Source organism: Pseudomonas sp. GW821-FHT02C04, from assembly GCF_059421845.1.
This window is the reverse complement of record NZ_JBWKVT010000002.1, coordinates 502,964-522,862: the sequence shown is the minus strand read 5'-3', so window position 1 is coordinate 522,862 and position 19,899 is coordinate 502,964. Positions and strand designations below refer to the sequence as shown.

Annotated in this window: 13 protein-coding genes; all 13 read left to right on the top strand. The window is 59.4% G+C overall.

Translation table 11 applies throughout. The features are described from left to right. Positions 1-10: 10 nt before the first annotated feature. The 13 genes from tssH (at position 11) to AC07VV_RS10495 (ending at position 19,873) form a co-directional block, all read left to right on the top strand. Positions 11-2,668 (top strand): type VI secretion system ATPase TssH, encoded by a 2,658-nt coding sequence (gene tssH, locus AC07VV_RS10555; RefSeq protein WP_192559318.1) that lies wholly within the window; start codon positions 11-13, stop codon positions 2,666-2,668. 10 nt (positions 2,669-2,678) lie between these two features. Then, entirely contained in the window at positions 2,679-4,205 is a 1,527-nt protein-coding gene (locus tag AC07VV_RS10550) for a sigma-54 interaction domain-containing protein (RefSeq protein ID WP_495036179.1), read from the top strand. Between the two features lie 93 nt (positions 4,206-4,298). After that, positions 4,299-4,439 (top strand): hypothetical protein, encoded by a 141-nt coding sequence (locus AC07VV_RS10545; RefSeq protein ID WP_003229566.1) that lies wholly within the window; start codon positions 4,299-4,301, stop codon positions 4,437-4,439. An 18-nt stretch (positions 4,440-4,457) separates the two neighbouring features. Next, on the top strand, positions 4,458-5,651 hold the full coding sequence (gene tagH, locus AC07VV_RS10540; protein WP_096817222.1) for a type VI secretion system-associated FHA domain protein TagH: 1,194 nt from the start codon (positions 4,458-4,460) through the stop codon (positions 5,649-5,651). 5 nt (positions 5,652-5,656) lie between these two features. After that, positions 5,657-6,157 (top strand): type VI secretion system lipoprotein TssJ, encoded by a 501-nt coding sequence (gene tssJ, locus AC07VV_RS10535; RefSeq protein WP_273535738.1) that lies wholly within the window; start codon positions 5,657-5,659, stop codon positions 6,155-6,157. Positions 6,158-6,159: 2 nt separating this feature from the next. After that, a complete protein-coding gene (tssK, locus tag AC07VV_RS10530) occupies positions 6,160-7,491 on the top strand; it encodes a type VI secretion system baseplate subunit TssK (protein WP_096817226.1) in 1,332 nt (443 codons plus the stop codon). A gap of 5 nt (positions 7,492-7,496) precedes the next feature. Next, positions 7,497-8,372 carry a type IVB secretion system protein IcmH/DotU gene (gene icmH / locus AC07VV_RS10525; protein ID WP_007954389.1) on the top strand — a complete coding sequence of 292 codons (876 nt, stop codon included), beginning with the start codon at positions 7,497-7,499 and terminating at the stop codon, positions 8,370-8,372. 13 nt (positions 8,373-8,385) lie between these two features. Next, positions 8,386-11,925, top strand: coding sequence for a type VI secretion system membrane subunit TssM (gene tssM / locus AC07VV_RS10520; protein ID WP_273535747.1), 3,540 nt, complete (start codon positions 8,386-8,388; stop codon positions 11,923-11,925). Next, positions 11,925-12,653, top strand: coding sequence for a PP2C family protein-serine/threonine phosphatase (locus tag AC07VV_RS10515; RefSeq protein WP_011336583.1), 729 nt, complete (start codon positions 11,925-11,927; stop codon positions 12,651-12,653). The genes tssM and AC07VV_RS10515 overlap by 1 nt, the downstream gene beginning before the upstream one ends. Further along, positions 12,650-13,651, top strand: a complete 1,002-nt coding sequence (locus AC07VV_RS10510; RefSeq protein ID WP_495036178.1) for a serine/threonine-protein kinase — start codon at positions 12,650-12,652, stop codon at positions 13,649-13,651. Before AC07VV_RS10515 ends, AC07VV_RS10510 begins: the two co-directional genes overlap by 4 nt. Positions 13,652-13,679: 28 nt before the next feature. Further along, entirely contained in the window at positions 13,680-15,716 is a 2,037-nt protein-coding gene (locus AC07VV_RS10505; RefSeq protein ID WP_495036177.1) for a type VI secretion system Vgr family protein, read from the top strand. 5 nt (positions 15,717-15,721) lie between these two features. After that, positions 15,722-16,738 (top strand): tetratricopeptide repeat protein, encoded by a 1,017-nt coding sequence (locus AC07VV_RS10500; RefSeq protein ID WP_495036176.1) that lies wholly within the window; start codon positions 15,722-15,724, stop codon positions 16,736-16,738. An 18-nt stretch (positions 16,739-16,756) separates the two neighbouring features. Then, complete coding sequence (locus tag AC07VV_RS10495) at positions 16,757-19,873, top strand: glycoside hydrolase family 19 protein (protein WP_495036175.1); 3,117 nt, start codon at positions 16,757-16,759, stop codon at positions 19,871-19,873. Positions 19,874-19,899: the final 26 nt, after the last annotated feature.

The window sequence follows — 19,899 nt, the reverse complement described above, 5'->3', positions numbered from 1 at the left end:
GACGTGAGCCATGATCAACGTAGACCTGCAACAACTCATCCAGGCGCTGGACGCCGAAACCCGTCGCGATCTGGAGCGTTCGGCCGAGCGCTGCGTCGCCCGTGGCGGCAGCAAGATTCTGGTCGAAGACCTGATGCTCGGCCTGCTGGAGCGCCCGAACGGTCTGCTCTCCCGCGCGCTGCAAGATGCCGACGTTGACGCTGGCGAACTGAGCGCCGCGCTGCAATCTCGAGTCGAGCACAGCGCTTCGCGCAACCCGGTGTTCGCTCCGGAACTGGTGCAGTGGCTGCAAGACGCGCTGCTGGTGGCCAACCTTGAACTGGGCCAGACCTCGGTCGAAGACGCGGCGCTGATCCTCGCGCTGCTGCGCAACCCGATGCGTTACGCCGGCAGCCGCTACCAGCCATTGCTCGCCAAACTGAACATCGATCGCCTGAAAGAATTTGCCCTGTCGCAACAGCCTCAGGCGGCGGCCAACGGCAAACCGGCCGCCCAGGGCGAATCGCTACTGGAGCGCTTCACCCACAACCTGACCCAACAGGCCCGCGACGGCAAACTCGACCCGGTGCTGTGCCGCGATGGCGCGATCCGCCAGATGGTCGACATCCTCGCCCGTCGCCGCAAGAACAACCCGATCGTGGTCGGTGAAGCCGGTGTCGGTAAAACCGCCATCGTCGAAGGCCTGGCCTCGCGCATCGCTGCCGGTGAAGTGCCGCAAGTGCTCAAGGGCGTCGAGCTACTGTCGCTGGACATGGGCCTGTTGCAGGCCGGCGCCAGCGTCAAAGGTGAATTCGAACGTCGTCTGAAAGGCGTGATCGACGAGGTCAAAGCCTCACCGAAGCCGATCATCCTGTTCATCGACGAAGCCCACACCCTGATCGGCGCGGGCGGCAATGCCGGCGGTTCCGATGCGGCCAACCTGCTGAAACCGGCGTTGGCCCGTGGCGAACTGCGCACCATCGCTGCGACCACCTGGGCCGAGTACAAGAAATACTTCGAGAAAGACCCGGCTTTGGCCCGTCGTTTCCAGCCGGTTCAACTGCACGAACCGACGGTGAATGAAGCGGTGACCATCCTGCGTGGCCTGGCTCAGGTCTACGAGAAGAGCCACGGCATTTACCTGCGCGACGACGCGGTGGTCTCGGCAGCGGAGTTGTCCGCCCGTTACCTGGCCGGTCGCCAACTGCCGGACAAGGCTGTCGACGTCCTCGACACCGCGTGCGCCCGCGTTCGCATCAGCCTCGCCGCCGCCCCGGAAAGCCTGGAGCGCCTGCGTGGTGAACTGGCTGAAGGTGGCCGTCAGCGTCAAGCGCTGCGCCGCGACGCTGAAGCCGGTCTGTTGATCGACCACGAAGCGCTGGATGCACTGGAAGCGCGCCTGGACGAAGCCGAAGACGAAATGGTCGCACTGGAAACCCTGTGGACCGAGCAGAAACAACTGGCCGAGCGCCTGCTGGAACTGCGTCAGCAACTGGCCAAGGCCCGTGAAGCCGCCGCAGTCGAGCCGACAGTGACTGTTGAAGAAGACGCCGAAGGCACCGTGATCGAAACTCACGCCGCCGAAGTCGACGAAGCCCTCAGCGTCGAAGCGCTGGAAGCACAACTCAACGAAACCCACAGCGCCCTGACCGCCGCTCAGGTCAAGGAGCGTCTGGTCAGCTTTGAAGTCTGCCCGCGTCTGGTGGCTGAAGTGATCAGCGCCTGGACCGGCGTGCCACTGGCGCAACTGGCCCGTGAACACAACGCCAAGGTCGCAAGCTTCGCCACCGACCTGCGCACCCGCATCCGTGGTCAGGAACAAGCCGTCCACGCACTGGATCGCTCGATGCGCGCCACCGCTGCCGGCCTGAACAAGCCTGACGCACCGGTCGGCGTGTTCCTGCTGGTGGGCCCGAGCGGCGTCGGCAAGACCGAAACCGCACTGGCACTTGCCGATCTGCTGTACGGCGGCGACCGCTTCATCACCACCATCAACATGTCCGAGTTCCAGGAGAAGCACACCGTTTCCCGCCTGATCGGTGCACCGCCAGGCTACGTCGGTTACGGCGAGGGCGGCATGCTCACCGAAGCTGTGCGTCAAAAGCCGTATTCGGTGGTGTTGCTCGATGAAGTCGAGAAGGCCGACCCGGACGTGCTCAACCTGTTCTACCAAATCTTCGACAAGGGCGTGGCCAACGACGGCGAAGGGCGCGAGATCGACTTCCGCAATACGTTGATCCTGATGACCTCGAACCTGGGCAGCGACAAGATCAGCGACCTCTGCGAAGACGGCGCGCGTCCGACCGCCGAAGTGCTGGAAGAAACCATTCGCCCGGTGCTCAGCAAGCACTTCAAACCGGCGCTGCTGGCGCGGATGAAAGTAGTGCCGTACTACCCGGTCGGTGGCCCGGTGCTGCGCGAGCTGATCGAGATCAAACTCGGTCGTCTGGGCGAGCGCCTGAACCGTCGTCAGCTGGATTTCAGCTGGTGCCAGAACCTCGTCGATCACCTGTCCGAGCGCTGCACCCAGAGCGAAAGCGGTGCGCGCCTGATCGACCACTTGCTTGACCAGCACGTGCTGCCGCTGGTGGCCGACCGCTTGCTCGACGCCATGGCCACCGGTGAAAGCCTCAAGCGCGTGCATGCGACGCTCGACGGCGACGCCAGCGTGACCTGCGAGTTCGCCTGAGGTGAGTGTGATGTTCACTCAAGTGCCGCAGCCACTGCTCTATGCCGAAGCCTTGCTGGCGCAGTTCGCCAGCCTGTCGCGCTCGGCGGACGGTGCTGCGCTGCTGGGTGACTTCGTGCGCGGTCTGGCCGGGCTGAGCGGTTGCGAACTGACGCAGCTGTATCTGCTCGACGCCACGCACACGTCGCTGGGGATGAACGCCGAATGCCTCGACGGCGTGCTGCAACCGCGCAGCGCGGCGAGCCTGCCGGCGGACTACAACGGCGAGCAACTGTTGCAGTTTGCCCTGTGCCAGAACCGCGTGGTGAGCTTCGACGACCTGGGCGGCAGCCTGCAAGAAACCAGTTTTCTGCCGGCGTCGTCCACGCCGTGGCAGTCGCTGTTGTGCGTGCCGCTGGTCAATCAGCAGAAGGCCGTCGAAGGCCTGTTGCTGTGCGCCAGCCGTCGCCACATCAACCTGCAAGGGTTTGCCGATTCCCTCGGTCAGCTCGGCTCGTTCGTGCTCGGTCAGTTGCATTTGCTGCAACGTCTGCGGCAACCGCAGGATGCAGCGGCGCCGATTGTGCGCAGCCTGCCGAGTGCCAGCGGCTACGGCCTGATCGGCAAGAGCGCGGCGATGCGCCAGACCTACTCGCTGATCAGCAAAGTCCTGCACAGCCCGTACACCGTGCTGTTGCGCGGCGAGACCGGCACCGGCAAGGAAGTGGTGGCGCGGGCGATCCATGATTGCGGCCCGCGTCGGTCCCAGGCATTCATCGTGCAGAACTGCGCGGCGTTCCCGGAAAACCTGCTGGAAAGCGAGTTGTTCGGCTACCGCAAAGGCGCGTTCACCGGTGCCGATCGCGACCGCGCCGGGTTGTTCGACGCGGCCAATGGCGGGACGCTGTTGCTCGACGAAATCGGCGACATGCCGCTGGCGTTGCAGGCCAAGTTGCTGCGCGTGTTGCAGGAAGGCGAGATCCGTCCGCTGGGTTCCAACGACACCCACAAGATCGACGTGCGCATCATCGCCGCAACGCACCGCGATTTGTCGGTACTGGTCAGCGAGGGCAAGTTCCGTGAGGACTTGTACTACCGCCTCGCGCAGTTCCCGATCGAGTTGCCGGCCCTGCGTCAGCGCGAAGGCGACATTCTCGATCTGGCCAAGCACTTCGCCGACAAGGCCTGCGCATTTCTGCAACGCGATCCGGTGCGCTGGTCCGAAGCGGCGCTGGATCATCTGTCCGGTTACACCTTCCCCGGCAACGTGCGCGAACTCAAAGGCCTGGTCGAGCGGGCGGTGCTGTTGTGCGAGGGCGGCGAGTTGCTGGCCGAGCATTTCTCGCTGCGCCTGGAACCGGCACCGGCGCCGGAAGACCACTGCGGCCTCAATCTGCGCGAACGACTGGAAGCGGTCGAACGCAATCTGCTGCTCGATTGCCTGCGCAAGAACGACGGCAACCAGACGCTCGCCGCCCGCGAACTGGGTTTGCCCCGGCGCACGCTGCTTTACCGGCTCGGCCGTTTGAACATCAATCTGGGTGACTTCGATGGGTAGGCAAAAGTCCGTCGGTTTCACCTCGTCCGCTTATATCAGCGCCGCCCGAAAGGGTCGGCGCTTTGTGCTTTGTCTACACCTGGAGACCCTCTGATGTCTGTTCGTCACTGGCACGCTGTCCTGCTGACCCTCGTCGTTCTATGCGGCCTTGGCGGCTGTAGCGGCAATTACAAATTCAACGATAACGATTACCGCCCATTGGGTGATCCGCAGGCGGTCAATCGCGGCAAGTGACCGCAAGGAGCATCAAACATGGAATTGGTTTTCGAAATGCTGAACACCAAGCAGTTCGTGCCCACCGAGCTGTGCCAGCGGACCTTCAAACAGGCCGGCGGCGTGATCGGGCGGGGCGAGGACTGCGACTGGATCATCCCTGACCGCAAGCGCCACTTGTCCAACCACCACGCGATCGTCAGTTATCGCGAGGGCACGTTCTTCCTGACCGACACCAGCAGCAACGGTGTCCAGGACGGCGACAGCGGCGCACGTCTGCACAAGGGCGAACCGGTGCGCATCGAGCACGGCAGCACCTACGTGCTGGGCGACTTCGAGATCCGCGCACGGCTGGTGCGTGACCCGGCGACCTTCGACGGTGAAGCGGGCCTGCCACGTGCCGCCGGCACCATCATTCCGGACGACGCGTTCCTCGACCTCGACCCGCTGAAGTCGCTGGAGCAACAAGAGCGCGTATACTCGGAATTCGAGGAAATGCTCGCGCCGGTCACCGACCCGGAAGACTCCCGTCAGCGCGCCGACTATGCGCGCATCGACATGGAAAGCCTGATGGTGCCGGAGCTGATCGTCGAGCCCAAGCCTGAACCTGCGCCGGCACCGAAAGAGGTCGAGCGTCAGCCACAGGGTTTCTGGGATCACTTCGGTGCAGCGCTGGGTGTCGATCTGAAAGGCCTGAGCCATGACGAGCGCGAAGCGCTGGCGGTCAATGCAGCACGTCTGCTGCGCCAAAGCATCGGCGGTCTGCAACAGAGCCTGCGCACCCGCTCCGAGCTGAAAAACGAACTGCGTCTGGCCCAGACCACCGTGCAAGGCACCAACAAGAATCCGCTGAAATTCGCCGTCGATCCGAGCGAAGCGCTGGACATCCTGTTGCAGCCGCACAAGCCGGGCCACTTGCCGGCCGAGCAGGCGATCTCCCGTGCGTTCCGCGACTTGCAGGCGCATCAGGTGGCGCTGCTGACCGCCAGCCGCGCGGCGGTGCGCGGCACGCTGGAACACTTCTCGCCGGAGCAGTTGACCCTGCGTTTCGAGCGCGACAACAAGCCGTTGCTCGCCACTTCCGGTGGCCGCTGGAGAGCGTTCAACCGCTACCACCACGCGCTGCGTCAGGACGATGAGTGGAGCGAGCGCCTGCTGGCCCGCGACTTCGCCCAGGCTTACGAAGAACAGATCCGCCTGATCTCCACCCTCCACACCGACCACCAAGGATGATGCGCATGTCTCGCCGCTCGACCGCTTTTTTCCAGACGCTGACCGCGCTCACCCTGTTGGTGCTGCTCGCCGGTTGCTCGTCGATGTCGCCGTATTCGAAAGTGACCAAGGTCAACCTCAAGATCACCGGCAGCGATCAGCTGAACCCGGACCTCAACGGTCGTCCGTCGCCGATCGTGGTGCGCCTGTTCGAACTCAAGCACCCGGTGACCTTCGAGAACGCCGATTTCTTCAGCCTCTACGAGCGCGCCAAGGAATCCCTCAACCCGGATCTGGTGGCCAGCGAAGAACTCGAACTGCGCCCGGGTGAAACCGTGGAACTGAAACTCAGCGTGGAGGAGGGCAGCCGCTACATCGGCATCCTCGCCGCGTACCGTGACCTGCCGGAAACCAAGTGGCGCCACACGTTCCCGATCACGCCGCTGGAAGTCACCGAAGCCGATCTGACCCTGGATCAGGCCGGTATCCGCAAGACCAACGAAGTGCTCGCCAAGGCGGATGACTGATCATGAATACCCATAAAGTCATCTGGCAGGAAGGCATGCTGCTGCGTCCGCAGCACTTCCAGCACAACGACCGCTACTACGATCACCAGATGAAGACCCGCACCCAGTTGCTGGGCGGCTACACCTGGGGTTTCCTGAACCTTGAGATCGACTTGCAGTTCCTCAACATGGGCAAACTGGTGATCAGTGAAGCCTCGGGGATCCTGCCGGACGGCAGCCTGTTCGAACTCGGTGGCAACACCGAACCGCTGGCGCTGGACGTGCCGCCGAACACCGGCAACATGCCGATCTACCTGGCGCTGCCGCTGGTTACCGGTAACCACATCGAGGCCCGCCGCCCGGAGCAGTCCGACGTGCTGGCGCGCTACACCGCCTATGAAACCGAAGTGGCCGACTCCAACGCCGGCGACGATTCGGCGAGCCAGGTCAAATGCGGTCGCCCGGATTTCAAGCTGTTGCTCGGCGAGCAGCAGAGTGACCAGGCTTACGTGAAGCTGAAGATCTGCGACGTGCTCGACACCACGCCGGACGGCGTGATCAGCCTCGATCCGGACTTCGTGCCGACCTACATTCAGGCCCACGCCTCCAGCTACCTGCTGTCCTGTCTGAAAGAAGTGATCAGCATGCTCGGTCACCGGGGCGACACCATTGCCGAGCGGATTCGTTCGAACGGCAAGGTCGGCGGCGCGGAAATCGGCGACTTCATGATGCTGCAACTGATCAACCGCACCGAACTGCTGCTGCGCCACTATCTGGGCCTGGAGCAGGTTCACCCGGAAGAGTTGTACCGCACGCTGCTGACCATGCTCGGTGATCTGGCGACGTTCTCCAGCGACAGCAAACGCCCGCGTCTGGACAGCCGTTACTCCCACGCCGACCAGGGTGCGAGCTTCCGCAAACTGATGGAGTCGATCCGTCAGGTGTTGTCGATGGTGCTGGAACAACACGCCATCGAACTGATCCTGCAAGCGCGTCAGTACGGGATCATCGTGTCGCCGCTGCACGACCACAAACTGCTGGGCTCGGCGTCGTTCGTGCTGGCAGCCAGTGCCAACTGCGACTCCGAAGAACTGCGCAACCGCTTGCCTGCGCACCTCAAGGTCGGCCCGGTGGAGCGCATCCGCCAACTGGTCAACCTGCACCTGCCGGGGATCAAGGTCAAACCGTTGCCGGTGGCCCCGCGGCAGATCGCGTTCCACTCGAACAAAACCTATTTCATCCTCGAACTCAGTTCCGAAGACCTGGCACAACTCGAGCGCTCCGGCGGCTTCGCGTTCCACGTGTCCGGCGAATTCGCCGAGCTTGAACTGAAATTCTGGGCCATCAGGAACTGACCGACATGATCAAGGACATGGAACACAACCAGGACGACAAAACCGTCCTGCTCGACCGTCAGGGCCATGGCCCGGCGGCGAGTCCGCTGACCGACTTCGCTGCGCCGCCGCGCTTCGAACAACTGGAAGAACGGATGATCTACGCCGCGCGCCTGCGCCCGGCGGAAGCCTTCAACATCAGCCTCAATTCGCTGGTGGCCGCCTCTTCCGAACTGCTGTCGGAAGTGGTGCGCCTCAAGCACAGCGAAACCCGCGAAGACCTCTACGCGCTCAACGAGCGCCTGACCGCCGGGCTCAAGCTGTTTGAAGTACGCGCCCTGCACAACGGCGCCGAAAGCAGCCAGGTGATGGCCGCTCGTTACGTGCTCTGCACCGTGGTCGACGAAGCCGTCGTGACCACGCCGTGGGGCAACGAAAGCGAGTGGTCGCAGATGAGCCTGCTCAGCAGCTTCCACAACGAAACCTTCGGTGGCGAGAAGTTCTTCCAGCTGCTCGATCGGTTGTCGAAAAACCCGGTCAAGCACCTGCCGATGCTGGAGCTGATGTACCTGTGCCTGTCCCTCGGTTTCGAGGGCAAGTACCGCGTGCAGGCGCGCGGCATGCTGGAACTCGAAGGCATCCGCGACGCCCTGTACCGGCAGATCCGTCAGTTGCGTGGCGACGTGCCGCGCGAATTGTCGCCGCAGTGGGAAGGCCTCAACGATCAGCGCCGCAACCTGGTGCGCATCGTGCCGGCGTGGATGGTGGTGCTGTTCACCTTCGTCTGCCTGGTGATGATGTATTCGGGCTTCGCCTGGGTCTTGGGCGAGCAGCGCGACACCGTGCTGCAACCTTATCAGCCGCTTGATCCGGCCGCGGTCCAGCCGCAGTCGCAGCCGTAAACAGGGACGTGTGATGAAAAAGTTTTTCAAGAAAGTCGGCGCCTTCCTGCGCCAGACCTGGGTCTGGACCTTGCTGCTGGTGCTGTTCGTGGCCCTGCTGGTGTGGTTTGTCGGCCCGCTGTTGGCGGTGGATGACTACAAGTTCTGGGAAGGTTCGACCTCCCGGTTGCTGACCATCAGCGTGCTGTTCCTGATCTGGGGCCTGACCATGGTCTTCGTCAGCTGGCGCGCCGGTATTCGCAAGAAAGCCGTCGAAGAAACCGAAGACGGCCAGGACCGTATCCGTCGCGACGACCTGATCGAAGAAGAGCAGAAAGAGTTGAAGGAGCGTTTCAAAGACGCCCTGAAAACCCTCAAGACTTCGAGCCTGTATCGCGGCCGCAGCGAGCGCTGGCGCAGTGACTTGCCGTGGTACTTGCTGATCGGCCCGCAGGCCAGCGGCAAGACCAGCCTGCTGGATTTCTCCGGGCTGGAATTCCCGATCAACAAGATCGACCGCAAGCTGACCCGCGACACTCACGGCACCCGTCATTGCGACTGGTACTTCGCCGACCACGGTGTGCTGATCGACACCGCCGGCCGCTACCTGACCCAGCCGGATTCGGAAGTCGACGGCAGCGCCTGGACCACTCTGCTGGAACTGCTGCGCAAGCGTCGTCGCGGTCGTCCGCTGAACGGCGTGCTGGTGACCATTCCGGTGGAAACCCTCACCAGTGGCAGCGAGCAGGACATCGACACCCTGGCTCGCCAGGTGCGTGCGCGTCTGCAAGACGTCTATCAGAAGCTGCACGTCGATGTGCCGGTGTATCTGGTGCTGAGCAAGGCTGACAAGCTGCTGGGCTTCGACGAGTTCTTCGACCAACTGACCCGCGAAGAAAGCGATCAGGTGCTGGGTACCAGTTTCCGCAAGGATCAGGTCGGCACCGACGTGGCTGTGCTGCGCAGCGAATTTGAAGAGCTGCTGCGTCGCCTCAACAGCCAGGTGATCATGCGCATGCACTCCGAGCGCGACACCCAGCGCCGTGGCCGCATCCTCGACTTCCCGCACCAGATGGGCCAGATCGGCGAGCGCCTGTGCCTGTTCGTCGACATGGCGTTCACCGGCAACCGCTACCAGCGTGCGACGCAACTGCGTGGTTTCTACCTGACCAGCGCACCGCACCTGACCCACGAAATGGATTCGACCACCGCCGGCATCGGCGCAAGTCTGGGCATGAGCGCCGGCGTACTGCCGACGCTGCGCAGCGGTCGTTCGCGTTTCATTCACCACTTGCTCAGCCGGGTGATTTTCCCAGAGGCCGATCTGGCCGGTCTGGACAAGCGCGAACGCAGCCGTATCCATTGGGGCCAGCGTGCGTTGTACGTCGGTGCACTGGGCGCGCTGGCGCTGTTCGGCATGCTCTGGGCGGGCGGTTTCTCGGCCAACTACGAGCGTCTGGAAAACCTGCGCAATCTGGCGCAGAACTGGACGCAGCAACGCACGGCACTGTCGCCGCGCGATGACGCCATGGGCACGCTGAAAACCCTCGACACCAGCTACGCCGCGACCCAGGTGTTCCCGAAGAAGGGCGACGCTGCGTACCACGAGCGCGTCGGTCTGTATCAGGGCCAGGACGTCAATCCGGTGGTCAAGGAGGCATACGAGCGCGAGCTTGAGAAGCAACTGCTGCCGCGCGTTGCCACCATGCTCGAAGGCCAGATCCGCGCCAACATGAAGGACCGCGAAAAGCTGATCAACAGCCTGCGCGCGTACCTGATGCTGAACATGAAGGATCGTCGCGACGCGGCTTGGCTCAAGGATTGGGTCGCCACCGATTGGTCGCAGCGCTACACCGGCAACACCGCCGTGCAGAACGGTTTGAACGCGCACCTGGAGCGTCTGCTGAAGCTGCCGTTTATCTACCCGCTCAACGAGCAGTTGGTGACTCAGGCGCGTCAGGTTCTGCGCAGTGAATCGCTGGCAAACGTGGTCTACCGCATGCTCCGTGAGCAGGCGCGCAACCTGCCGGACTATCGCTTCAGCCAACACCTCGGCCCGCAGGGCTCGCTGTTCATCGGCACCGAATACGTGATCCCGGGCTTCTACACCCAGACCGGTTATCAGCAGTATTTCTCGGTACAGGGCTCCGCGCTGGTTACCGACATCCTGCGTGATAACTGGGTACTGGGCGAAGGCGCGGGCATCAGCGACATGGATCTGCGTCGCCTGATGGTCGAGCTGGAACAGCTGTACTTCCGTGACTACGCCAACTACTGGAGCGAGGCCGTTGGCCAGGTGGCGCTGCCGCCGATCAGCGATGCCGGTGAAGGCGCCGAGCAACTGGCGGGCTTGACGTCGGCCAACTCGCCGGTGCTGGCGCTGCTGACCGAAGTACGCGAAAACACTCGCTTCCCGGCTGCTCCTGAGCCGGTGGACGAAGCCGGTGACGCCGCCGATGCGCTGGCGGGGCAGAAGGGCAAACTGGGCAAGGTCGGTAAACTCGCTTCTGCGTTGACGGACAAGGCTGCGGCCATGAACGTGGCGAAGAATCTGCCGGACACCGCCAAGAAGTCGCTGCAACGTCGCTTCGAACCGCTGCACAAGCTGCTCGACGACAACAACGGCCCGGCCGCTGACCTGACCCCGGCATTTGCCGCGCTCAACGACCTGCAACTGCAACTGGCGGGCCTCGCCCGTTCCAGCACGCCGGAGCAAGCCGCGTTCGAACTGGCCAAGACCCGCATGAGCGGCCAGCGTGATGCGCTGACCAACCTGCGCAATGCGTCCGGTCGTCTGCCGCGTCCGCTGAGCGTGTGGTTCAACGTGCTGGCCGAAGACTCGTGGCGTCTGGTGCTCAATGATGCCTACCAATACCTGAACGGTCGTTATCAGAGCGAGCTGTACAGCGTGTATGGCAAGACCATCAACCAGCGTTATCCGTTCAGTGCATCGAGCACCAGCGACGTGGCGATCAGCGATTTCCGCGAGTTCTTCCGGGCTCAAGGCACCATCGACCGCTTCTTCGACAGCTACATGCGTCCATTCGTCAGCGGTGATCCGGGCAGCTACCGGATGCGCAGCATCGACGGTCGCAGCCTGCCGGTGTCCAAGGTCTTCCTCGATCAGATGGCTGCGGCACTGAACATTCGCCAGAGCTTCTTCTCTATCAACCCGGCCGAGCCGACCGTGCAGTTCAAGCTGGAGCCGTACACCCTCGATCCGGCCGTCAGCCGTTCCGAGTTCAAGTTCGGCGACAAGACCATGGAATACCGCCACGGTCCGATCCTGCCGATGAACTTCAAGTGGCCGACCGATGCTGAAGACGGTCGCACCAGCCTGGTCATGGACAAGATGGCCGGCCGCCCGATCGGCATCGAGAAGAACTCCGGCCCATGGTCGCTGTTCCGTCTGTTCGACCTGATGCAGACCGAGTACCTGACCGGTCGCGACGTGCTGGTGCTGAAAGCCGATGTGGGTGGCCTGCGCGCCAACTACCTGCTGACCAGCCAGCGCACGCCGAACCCGTTCGACATGGGCGTGATGCGCACCTTCCGTATGCCGGTGCAGCTCTGATGCTGGTGGCCAGTCCCTGGCGCAGCGCGGCGCGAACCGACCCGGGCAAGGTGCGGTCGCGCAACGAAGATGCCTTCCTCGACACCCCGCAGCATGGGCTGTGGGTGGTCGCGGACGGCATGGGCGGTCATCAGGGTGGCGACATCGCCAGCCAGTTGATCGTCGCCAGCCTGGCTGAACTGCCGCAGCACGAAGACTTCGACGAACGCCTCAAAGCCATCCGCCAGTGCCTGCACTGGCTGAACCGGCGACTGGGGCAAGAGTTGACCGTCACCGCCGGGCGTCACGACAGCATCATGGGCAGCACCGTCGTGGCGCTGCTGGTGGACGGCAATCGCGCGGCCTGCATCTGGGCCGGCGACAGCCGTTGCTACATGTGGCGCGGGCAGCGCCTGTATCAGCTGTCGAAGGATCATTCGCTGCAGCAGCAACTGATCGACGAGCAACAGATGAGCGTCGAACAGGCAGCGGCGCACCCGGCCGCCCAGGCCTTGACCCGGGCGGTCGGCGCGGCGGAACAACTGACCCTGGATGTGCTGGAACTCGAGGTCTATCCGGGCGATGTGTTCCTGCTGTGCAGCGATGGTTTGTATCAAGGCCTGAGCAGCGATGCCCTCGGCAACGCCCTCAGCCTGGCGGCGCCACACGTGGCGCTGGAACGTCTGTTCGACGGTGCCCTGCGGGGTGCCGCTCGCGACAACCTGACTGCCGTGGTGATCCGCCAATGACTGAAATCGAATCCTCAGTCGACGACTTGCTGATGAGCGAAGAACAGGCCAACAACCTGACCTATTTCGCTTTTGCAAAGCAGCACAACGCCGAACCCGCGCTGGCGCCTACACGGGCCAGCGTCGGTGAACTGCCAGACGTTCTGGCAGGCCGCTACCACCTCGAGCGCCTGCTCGGGGCCGGTGGCATGGGTGCGGTTTACCGGGCCCGGGATCTGCTGCACGAACAGTTCGGCGATCCCGATCCTTACATTGCGCTGAAAATCCTCAGCGAAGAATTTGCCGAATCGCCGGACGCCAGTGCCTTGCTCTACAGCGAGTTCGCCCTGACCCGACGCCTGCGCCACGACAACGTGCTGCGACCGCACACGTTTGAAGTGGACACCGATTGCCAGCGGGCCTTCATCACCATGGAACTCATGCGTGGCCTGACCCTGGACAAACTGCTCTGCGAGCGGCCACTGGGCCTGCCGTGGAAAGAACTGCGCGACATCGCGCTGCCGCTGCTCGACGCGCTGGCCTACGCCCACCGTCGCGGCGTGCTGCACGGTGACATGAAACCGAGCAACGTCATGCTCTGCGAAGACGGCGTGCGCCTGTTCGACTTCGGTCTCGGGCAAGCCGAGGAGGGCATCCTGCCCGGCCTGCCGCACTTGAGTCGCGAGCGCTTCAACGCCTGGACCCCGGGCTACGCCGCCCCCGAACTGCTTGAGGGCCAACCGCTGTCGGCCAGCGCGGACGTGTACGGCGTGGCCTGCGTGATCTATGAACTGGCGGGCGGCAAACACCCGTTCCGCCGCTTGTCCTCGACCCAGGCCCGTGACGAACACCTGGATCGTGAACTGCAAGCCCCGCAGCACCTACCCAAACACTGTTGGCCAGCGCTGCGCACGGCGCTGAGCTTCAACGCGGCAGAGCGCACGATTTCTGCCGACCAATTGCGTGACGCCTTGGGCGCCACTTCGTCCTGGCTGCAGCGTTTGCGACTGCGGGCGTAACGGATGACATTCGAACAGGGAGCACTTTATGTTCAACCCAGCTAACGAAACGCACTTCAGCCTGACCGTTGAAGACTACGTAGGCGACCTGCAAGTCCTGTCGTTCACCGGCACCGAAGGCATCAGCCAGCCGTTCCGTTTCGACCTGGAACTGGTCAGCGAAAACCCGGATCTGGACCTGGAAAAGCTCCTGCACAAACAGGCGTTCCTCGCGCTCGACCCACAAGGTTCGGGCATCCACGGCCAGATCTACCGCGTCGCCCAGGGCGATGCCGGCAAGCGCCTGACCCGCTACAAAGTCTCCATGGTGCCGCAGCTGCAATACCTGCATCACCGCACCAACCAGCGCATCTACCAGCAGATGTCGGCGCCGAAAATCATCGCGCTGATCCTCGACGAGCACGGCATCAAGGGCAACGCCTACAGCTTCCAGCTCAGCCAGCCATGCCCGGATCGCGACTACTGCGTGCAGTACGACGAAACCGACCTGCACTTCGTCCAGCGCTTGTGCGAAGAGGAAGGGATTCACTACCACTTCCAGCACAACCCGAAAGGGCATCTGCTGGTGTTCGGTGACGACCAGACCGTGTTCCCGAATCTTGGCCAGCCGACCGCGTATGTGCAGGGCAGCGGCATGGTCGCCGAAGAGCCGGTAATCAAAGGCTTCCGGCTGCGTCTGGAAACCCGTACCAGTCGCACCACCCGCCGCGACTACGACTTCGAAAAACCGCGCCTGCAAATGGAAGCGGCCTACAAACCGGACGGCGAGAGCACTGAACCGGATCTCGAAGACTACGACTACCCCGGCCGCTTCATCGACCGCGCGCGCGGCAAGTTCCTCAGCCAGCGCGCCCTCGAACGCCACCGCGCCGACTACCGTCAGGCCGAAGGTCGCGGCGACCAGACCCGACTCGTCAGCGGCCACTTCATGGAAATGTCCGACCACCCGCGCAGCGAGTGGAACGACCTGTGGCTGCTCACCGAAATCTTCCACGAAGGCAAACAGCCGCAAGTCCTCGAGGAATCGGTGACCAGTGACACCACCGACAACAAGGACGACTTCCACCAAGGCTACCGCAACACCTTCCTCGCCACCCCGTGGGACGTGTTCTATCGCCAGGCCCTCGAACACCCGAAACCCCGCGTGCTCGGCAGCCAGACCGCCATGGTCACCGGCCCCAAAGGCGAAGAAATCCACTGCGACCAATACGGCCGCATCAAGGTGCAATTTCACTGGGACCGCGAAGGCCTGGCCGACGACAAGACCAGCTGCTGGCTGCGCGTCTCCAGCAGTTGGGCCGGCGACCGCTACGGCGCCATCTCCATCCCGCGCATCGGCATGGAAGTCCTCGTCACCTTCCTCGAAGGCGACCCCGACCAGCCACTGGTCACCGGTTGCCTGTACCACAAGGAAAACCCGGTGCCGTACGCCCTCCCGGCGAACAAAACCCGCAGCGTCTTCAAAACCCTCAGCTCCCCGGGTGGTGGTGGCTACAACGAACTGCGCATCGAAGACAAAAAAGGCGCCGAACAAATCTTCATCCACGCCCAGCGGGACTGGGATGAAAACGTCGAGCACGACCAGAAGATTCGGGTCGGCAACGAACGCCACGACACCGTCGAGAAGAACACCTACACCGAACTCAAGGCCGAAGAACACCGCACCACGATTTCCGACCGCAAGATCGAAGCGCGGATGGACGACCACCTGACTATTGGTGAGAGCCAGCATGTGAAGCTTGGTACGGCGCAACTGACCAATGCCGGGAAAGAGATACACATCAAGGCTGGGGACAAGATTGTCATTGAGGCGGGGACTGAGCTGACGATTCTCGGCGGCGGCAGTTTCATCAAGCTCGATGGTGGTGGTGTGACGGTGGTTGGGCCGGTGGTGAAGATTAATGCTGGCGGGTCGGCTGGGTCGGGGACCGGGATCGGGATTAAACCGCCGGTGCTGCCGGGGGCGGCGGATAAGGATAAGGCGGGGAGTTTGATGGATCAGGCGTTGTTGAATGCGCCGCCTGAGAAGGTTAAGCCGAAGGCTTTTTTTGTGTTTTCTGAGTGATCGACATGAATGGTTTTTTGAAGAAGAGGAATGGCTTTGCGGTAGCTGCTTTCACCGCCTCGCTGCTGAGCCTGTTTCATGGCAGCGCTTATGCGGATGAGTGTCCGTCTGAGGACTTTTCCCAGTTCCTGCCGGCGTTCTCTGCGAATGCTGAAACTCAGCAGCGGTTGACCGCGATGACGGTGAAGTCACTGGTTTTGAAACCGGTGGGAGAACATGGTGTTTTTGAGCCGCAAACGACGGGAGTCAAGAGCTCGACATTGGCCTTTCCACTGATGGCACCCGTAGCCACAGGCAAGACAGAAGGTGTCGAAGTCGAAGCGGTTGACGACAGTCATTTCAACGTTGTTGATAAGCGTGCAGGTAACAGCAACATCAAGATCTTTAACTTTTCTCGCCAGGCGTGTTGGGTGCTTGAGGGAATTGAAGATTGGTCGATCAGAGAGAAAGATCTCGTAGAGGGGAACAACCCCCGCATGGGCAAGACAGAAAATTTTTGCTTTCAGCGTGCAGAAGCCTTCAGAGGCCTAGGGGGGCTAGAGGAGTACCGACTCACAGGCGAGTTGTTCGAAGCGTCTCTGGAGAACTATTTATGCGCAGCAGCTTCCGGTGATCCTCAGTCCAGTCTGAGTGCTGCGAGTTTAAGTCTTTCTGGCATGGCTCCGCAGTTGGAAACGGAGAAGGTTGAGCAGCTGTTCAAGGCAGCAGCCATCACTTTGCCGGAGGGCGCTATGAGCCTATCGTTGTTTTATTGCGACGGTAACAACATTTCCTCTGACGGCCCGTGCCAGCACCCAGAACAAGCTGAAGAAGCGCTGACGCAAGCTGCCCGTATGGGAAGTGCCTTCGCAACAAATGCGCTCGGTCGCGCCTTCGAAACTGGAAAGTTTGCTACAAAGGACATATCCAGGGCTGTTGCTTGCTACCAACTGGCTGCCAAACATGGCAGTGAAGGGGCGGTCGCACATTTAGAACGTTTGAATAAACAGCCAACAGGTATTAAAGCCAGTTTTTGCTATTGATTATTGCAGGAAGCAGGAATGACAGAGCCACTCGATTTATCAGTCAATTATACAAGTGCTAATTATAGATATAAGGAGACTGGGGACGGTTATACCGTTGAGGACGGTAAAAAAATTGTTGACTGTTCTCATATGGTTAACTTGTTGCTTACTGGCGCTGGCTATGAAGTTCCTTATCAGAACACGGCGGGTCTAAATAGTGCGGCGGCGCTTCAGTATTATGATGTAATTAGCCCTGCTAATGTAAAGCGCGGCGATATTGTACTTTGGATTAACAAGACGTCTAATAGAGAAAACAAGACGTTAAATCATACGGGTATTGTAGAGTCCTATGATAGTACATTGAATTCTGAGTTTGGTAAGTTTTTTGGAGCGCAAAGTTCTGGTCCAGGTACTGCGAAGTTCGGCTCCTATGATAATGCCCATTTTTGGCCAGTCCCTACAAAATTCCTAAGGGTTAAGGAGTCGACTCGGACGGGAGAAGGATCCGCAGCGCCGCCCGCGCCCGCACCGGTAGAATCTACGCCATTAATGAACTTTCAGTACCCGTTTAGAAAAGCGGATGGATCGCAATTTAAGGATGCTGAAGAGATATTTAATGCTCTTGAGAGTGAAAGTTCAGGTAACTTTTTACTTGGGAATTATGGGTTTTGGCATGGCGGCATTCATATCACGCATACAACTGCTCCGCAATGTATGCGAGATGAGCCTATTCGTTGTATTGGAGACGGTGTCGTCGTAGCCTACCGTTTGAATGAGAATTATCTAGCGACTGCGTTTGAGGCATTAAATTCTACAGAAGCATTGAGATACTCAAATTCATTTTGTCTTGTTAGACACGACTATAAGTCACCTCCGAATAAGGAGGTGACACCTAACACTAAGAATGAGCTTGTATTTTATAGCCTGTATATGCATCTGCTACCATATGAAGGGTATGCGGATGACCCAGAGCAGCCAGGCACTCCAAAAATAAAGATGATTGCAAGTGGGTTTAAAGCGCGAAGCGATATTCTTGGCGCAATCGGCTGCGTCGAATATGGTTCAATTTCTGCTGGAACTGAAATTGAAATACTAGAAGAGCATGCTGACCACGTCCACGCCAAAGGTAAGCTGATTAAAGGTACTATTGGAGGGCGCACTCCAGGGCAAGATTTTTGGTTCGCCTATAAGCAAAACGGCATCGCCTATCCAAGAGGTGATGGAAGCGCGAGCTGGAAAGCAGTAACTGCACCAGAGCGAAAGAAACCAGACTACTGGAAGGGCAAAGTCAGAGCTGTAGTTTCCGGAACGGGGCTTACTTTGCGAGCGGCTCCCTCAACGCAAAGTCACGGTGCTTTAGCTGGGGCTGCAATTAGACAGGTAAATAGTCTAGGACAGAACGCAGACTTAGTTCTTTGTACAAATAGCATAATAGAATTTGATAGCGGGAAAGTTTATAGCCTGAAGATTGGCTCTAAGCTTTTCAAAATGGCGGAATGCTCCTTTGTACCGAGTACTTCCGGTGCTGCAACCGGTTTGAAAAGCCATTCCACTCCTGTGCCCGCCACTTTTTGGGCTTGTGTTGAAAAACCTTATGTTCAATTGCAAGGCTTGGTTCCGACTGAGTTTGATAAGATTGTGCCGATGGATACGGCAATTAAGGCAGGCGACACAATTGGTTTTCTTGGTTTAAATGAAACATTGGCAGATCCAGATGGTGGGGTTTCGAGAAGTTATCAAGTTCACGTGGAGATTTTTTCGGCTGATCCTAAGATTGAGGATTTTCTAAAAAATAAAGCAAATGTGAAACAGGGGAAACAATACCTGCATTTGCCAGCGAATACGAACTTAAGAAGCAAACCACCGCAAACCGGAGTGGTGACGATTTCTAATGAAAGCTTTGTAGAGCTTGGAAAGGCCGTTCTATATAAGGACACTGAAGAGTGGTACGAAGTTACCATCGTTGATAATGCGGAAAGTAAAACTGGCTTGCTCAAAAAAGAAGGCGCGATGCTCCTCAGTCAACATGATTGGGAAAAGCTAGGTTTTCGTGTGGTTAAGGAATCGAATTCAAATGCTGATGGGTTTCTAGATCCTGATGATATGCCGGATTTTTTCAAAGCCTTATATAAGGATTTGGACAGGCTTGGTAATAAAGATGAAAAAATTACTCCCGAAGACTTTCCCATCGCACTCAAGAATGTGGAGTTTAGGGAGCATTGGTCAAAACTTATTGCGCATCACCCAACAGAATGGAAGTCCAAGTCGGATTCTGCCAAATGGGCGCGATTGGATACACTGCTTGAAGACTATCCGTCTGTTCTAAAGCATGAGAAGGAACGGATAGATAGCTTAATATTTTGGGATGACCCGGTTGTACAATCTAAAGGGCTAGGCGACGGTTTGGTTTGGCACTTTCATCCAATAGCAATGCTCAAGAATTTAATTGGCGGAGGGTGCTGCGAGTTAACACTTGACAGCTTCAAGACTATTTTTGGTAGTCGGCCTCTATTTACTGCGAATAATATGTCGACGACATGTTCATCCTATAGTGTTGATCACCAAAAATTTGTAGACTTGTTGAATGCTGCATTCAAGAAGTTTAATTTCACTAATTGCATATATAAGATACATTTTCTATCTCAGTGCTATCATGAGAGTGATAAGTTTGCAACTACTAGAGAGTATGCGACGGGGAATGACTATGACCTGGCAACTTATCCTGCATCAATGTGTACTCTCTATGATGAGGATCACAAGAAATGCAAGCGGCACAGGCAAATTCTTGCTGAGGGAAATACCACGATAGGTGATGGGCCCAAGTACAAGGGTAGAGGTATCATGCAGGTTACGTGGAAGGGTACCTATCAAAAGTATAAGGATTTTAGCGGTGTTGATTGTGTTGCGAATCCGGAAATTTTATCTGAGGAAATTGAACATGCTGTCAATGCTTCAGTTTGGTTCTGGGTGAAATATAAAAATCTTAATACCAAGATTGATGAATATTACGAAAAGTTGAAGGATAGCGGCAAAACGAAAGAAGAGATCGACGCTGAAGTGGTCCGGCTAGTTACTAAAAAAGTTAACGGCGGTGATACGCATCTTGCGGAAAGGCAAGAGTTGTTTAAGAAAATAAATGAGGCTATGAAGTGAAATATTTACGGCTGCTTATATTCTGC

What these genes read in the sequence shown, in the direction of transcription:
- AC07VV_RS10515 (WP_011336583.1), top strand. Translation starts at nt 11,925, where the DNA reads ATGCTGGTGGCCAGTCCCTGGCGCAGCGCGGCGCGAACCGACCCGGGC.
- tagH (WP_096817222.1), top strand. Translation starts at nt 4,458, where the DNA reads ATGGAATTGGTTTTCGAAATGCTGAACACCAAGCAGTTCGTGCCCACC.
- AC07VV_RS10510 (WP_495036178.1), top strand. Translation starts at nt 12,650, where the DNA reads ATGACTGAAATCGAATCCTCAGTCGACGACTTGCTGATGAGCGAAGAA.
- tssM (WP_273535747.1), top strand. Translation starts at nt 8,386, where the DNA reads ATGAAAAAGTTTTTCAAGAAAGTCGGCGCCTTCCTGCGCCAGACCTGG.
- icmH (WP_007954389.1), top strand. Translation starts at nt 7,497, where the DNA reads ATGATCAAGGACATGGAACACAACCAGGACGACAAAACCGTCCTGCTC.
- tssK (WP_096817226.1), top strand. Translation starts at nt 6,160, where the DNA reads ATGAATACCCATAAAGTCATCTGGCAGGAAGGCATGCTGCTGCGTCCG.
- tssJ (WP_273535738.1), top strand. Translation starts at nt 5,657, where the DNA reads ATGTCTCGCCGCTCGACCGCTTTTTTCCAGACGCTGACCGCGCTCACC.
- AC07VV_RS10495 (WP_495036175.1), top strand. Translation starts at nt 16,757, where the DNA reads ATGACAGAGCCACTCGATTTATCAGTCAATTATACAAGTGCTAATTAT.
- AC07VV_RS10505 (WP_495036177.1), top strand. Translation starts at nt 13,680, where the DNA reads ATGTTCAACCCAGCTAACGAAACGCACTTCAGCCTGACCGTTGAAGAC.
- tssH (WP_192559318.1), top strand. Translation starts at nt 11, where the DNA reads ATGATCAACGTAGACCTGCAACAACTCATCCAGGCGCTGGACGCCGAA.
- AC07VV_RS10500 (WP_495036176.1), top strand. Translation starts at nt 15,722, where the DNA reads ATGAATGGTTTTTTGAAGAAGAGGAATGGCTTTGCGGTAGCTGCTTTC.
- AC07VV_RS10550 (WP_495036179.1), top strand. Translation starts at nt 2,679, where the DNA reads ATGTTCACTCAAGTGCCGCAGCCACTGCTCTATGCCGAAGCCTTGCTG.
- AC07VV_RS10545 (WP_003229566.1), top strand. Translation starts at nt 4,299, where the DNA reads ATGTCTGTTCGTCACTGGCACGCTGTCCTGCTGACCCTCGTCGTTCTA.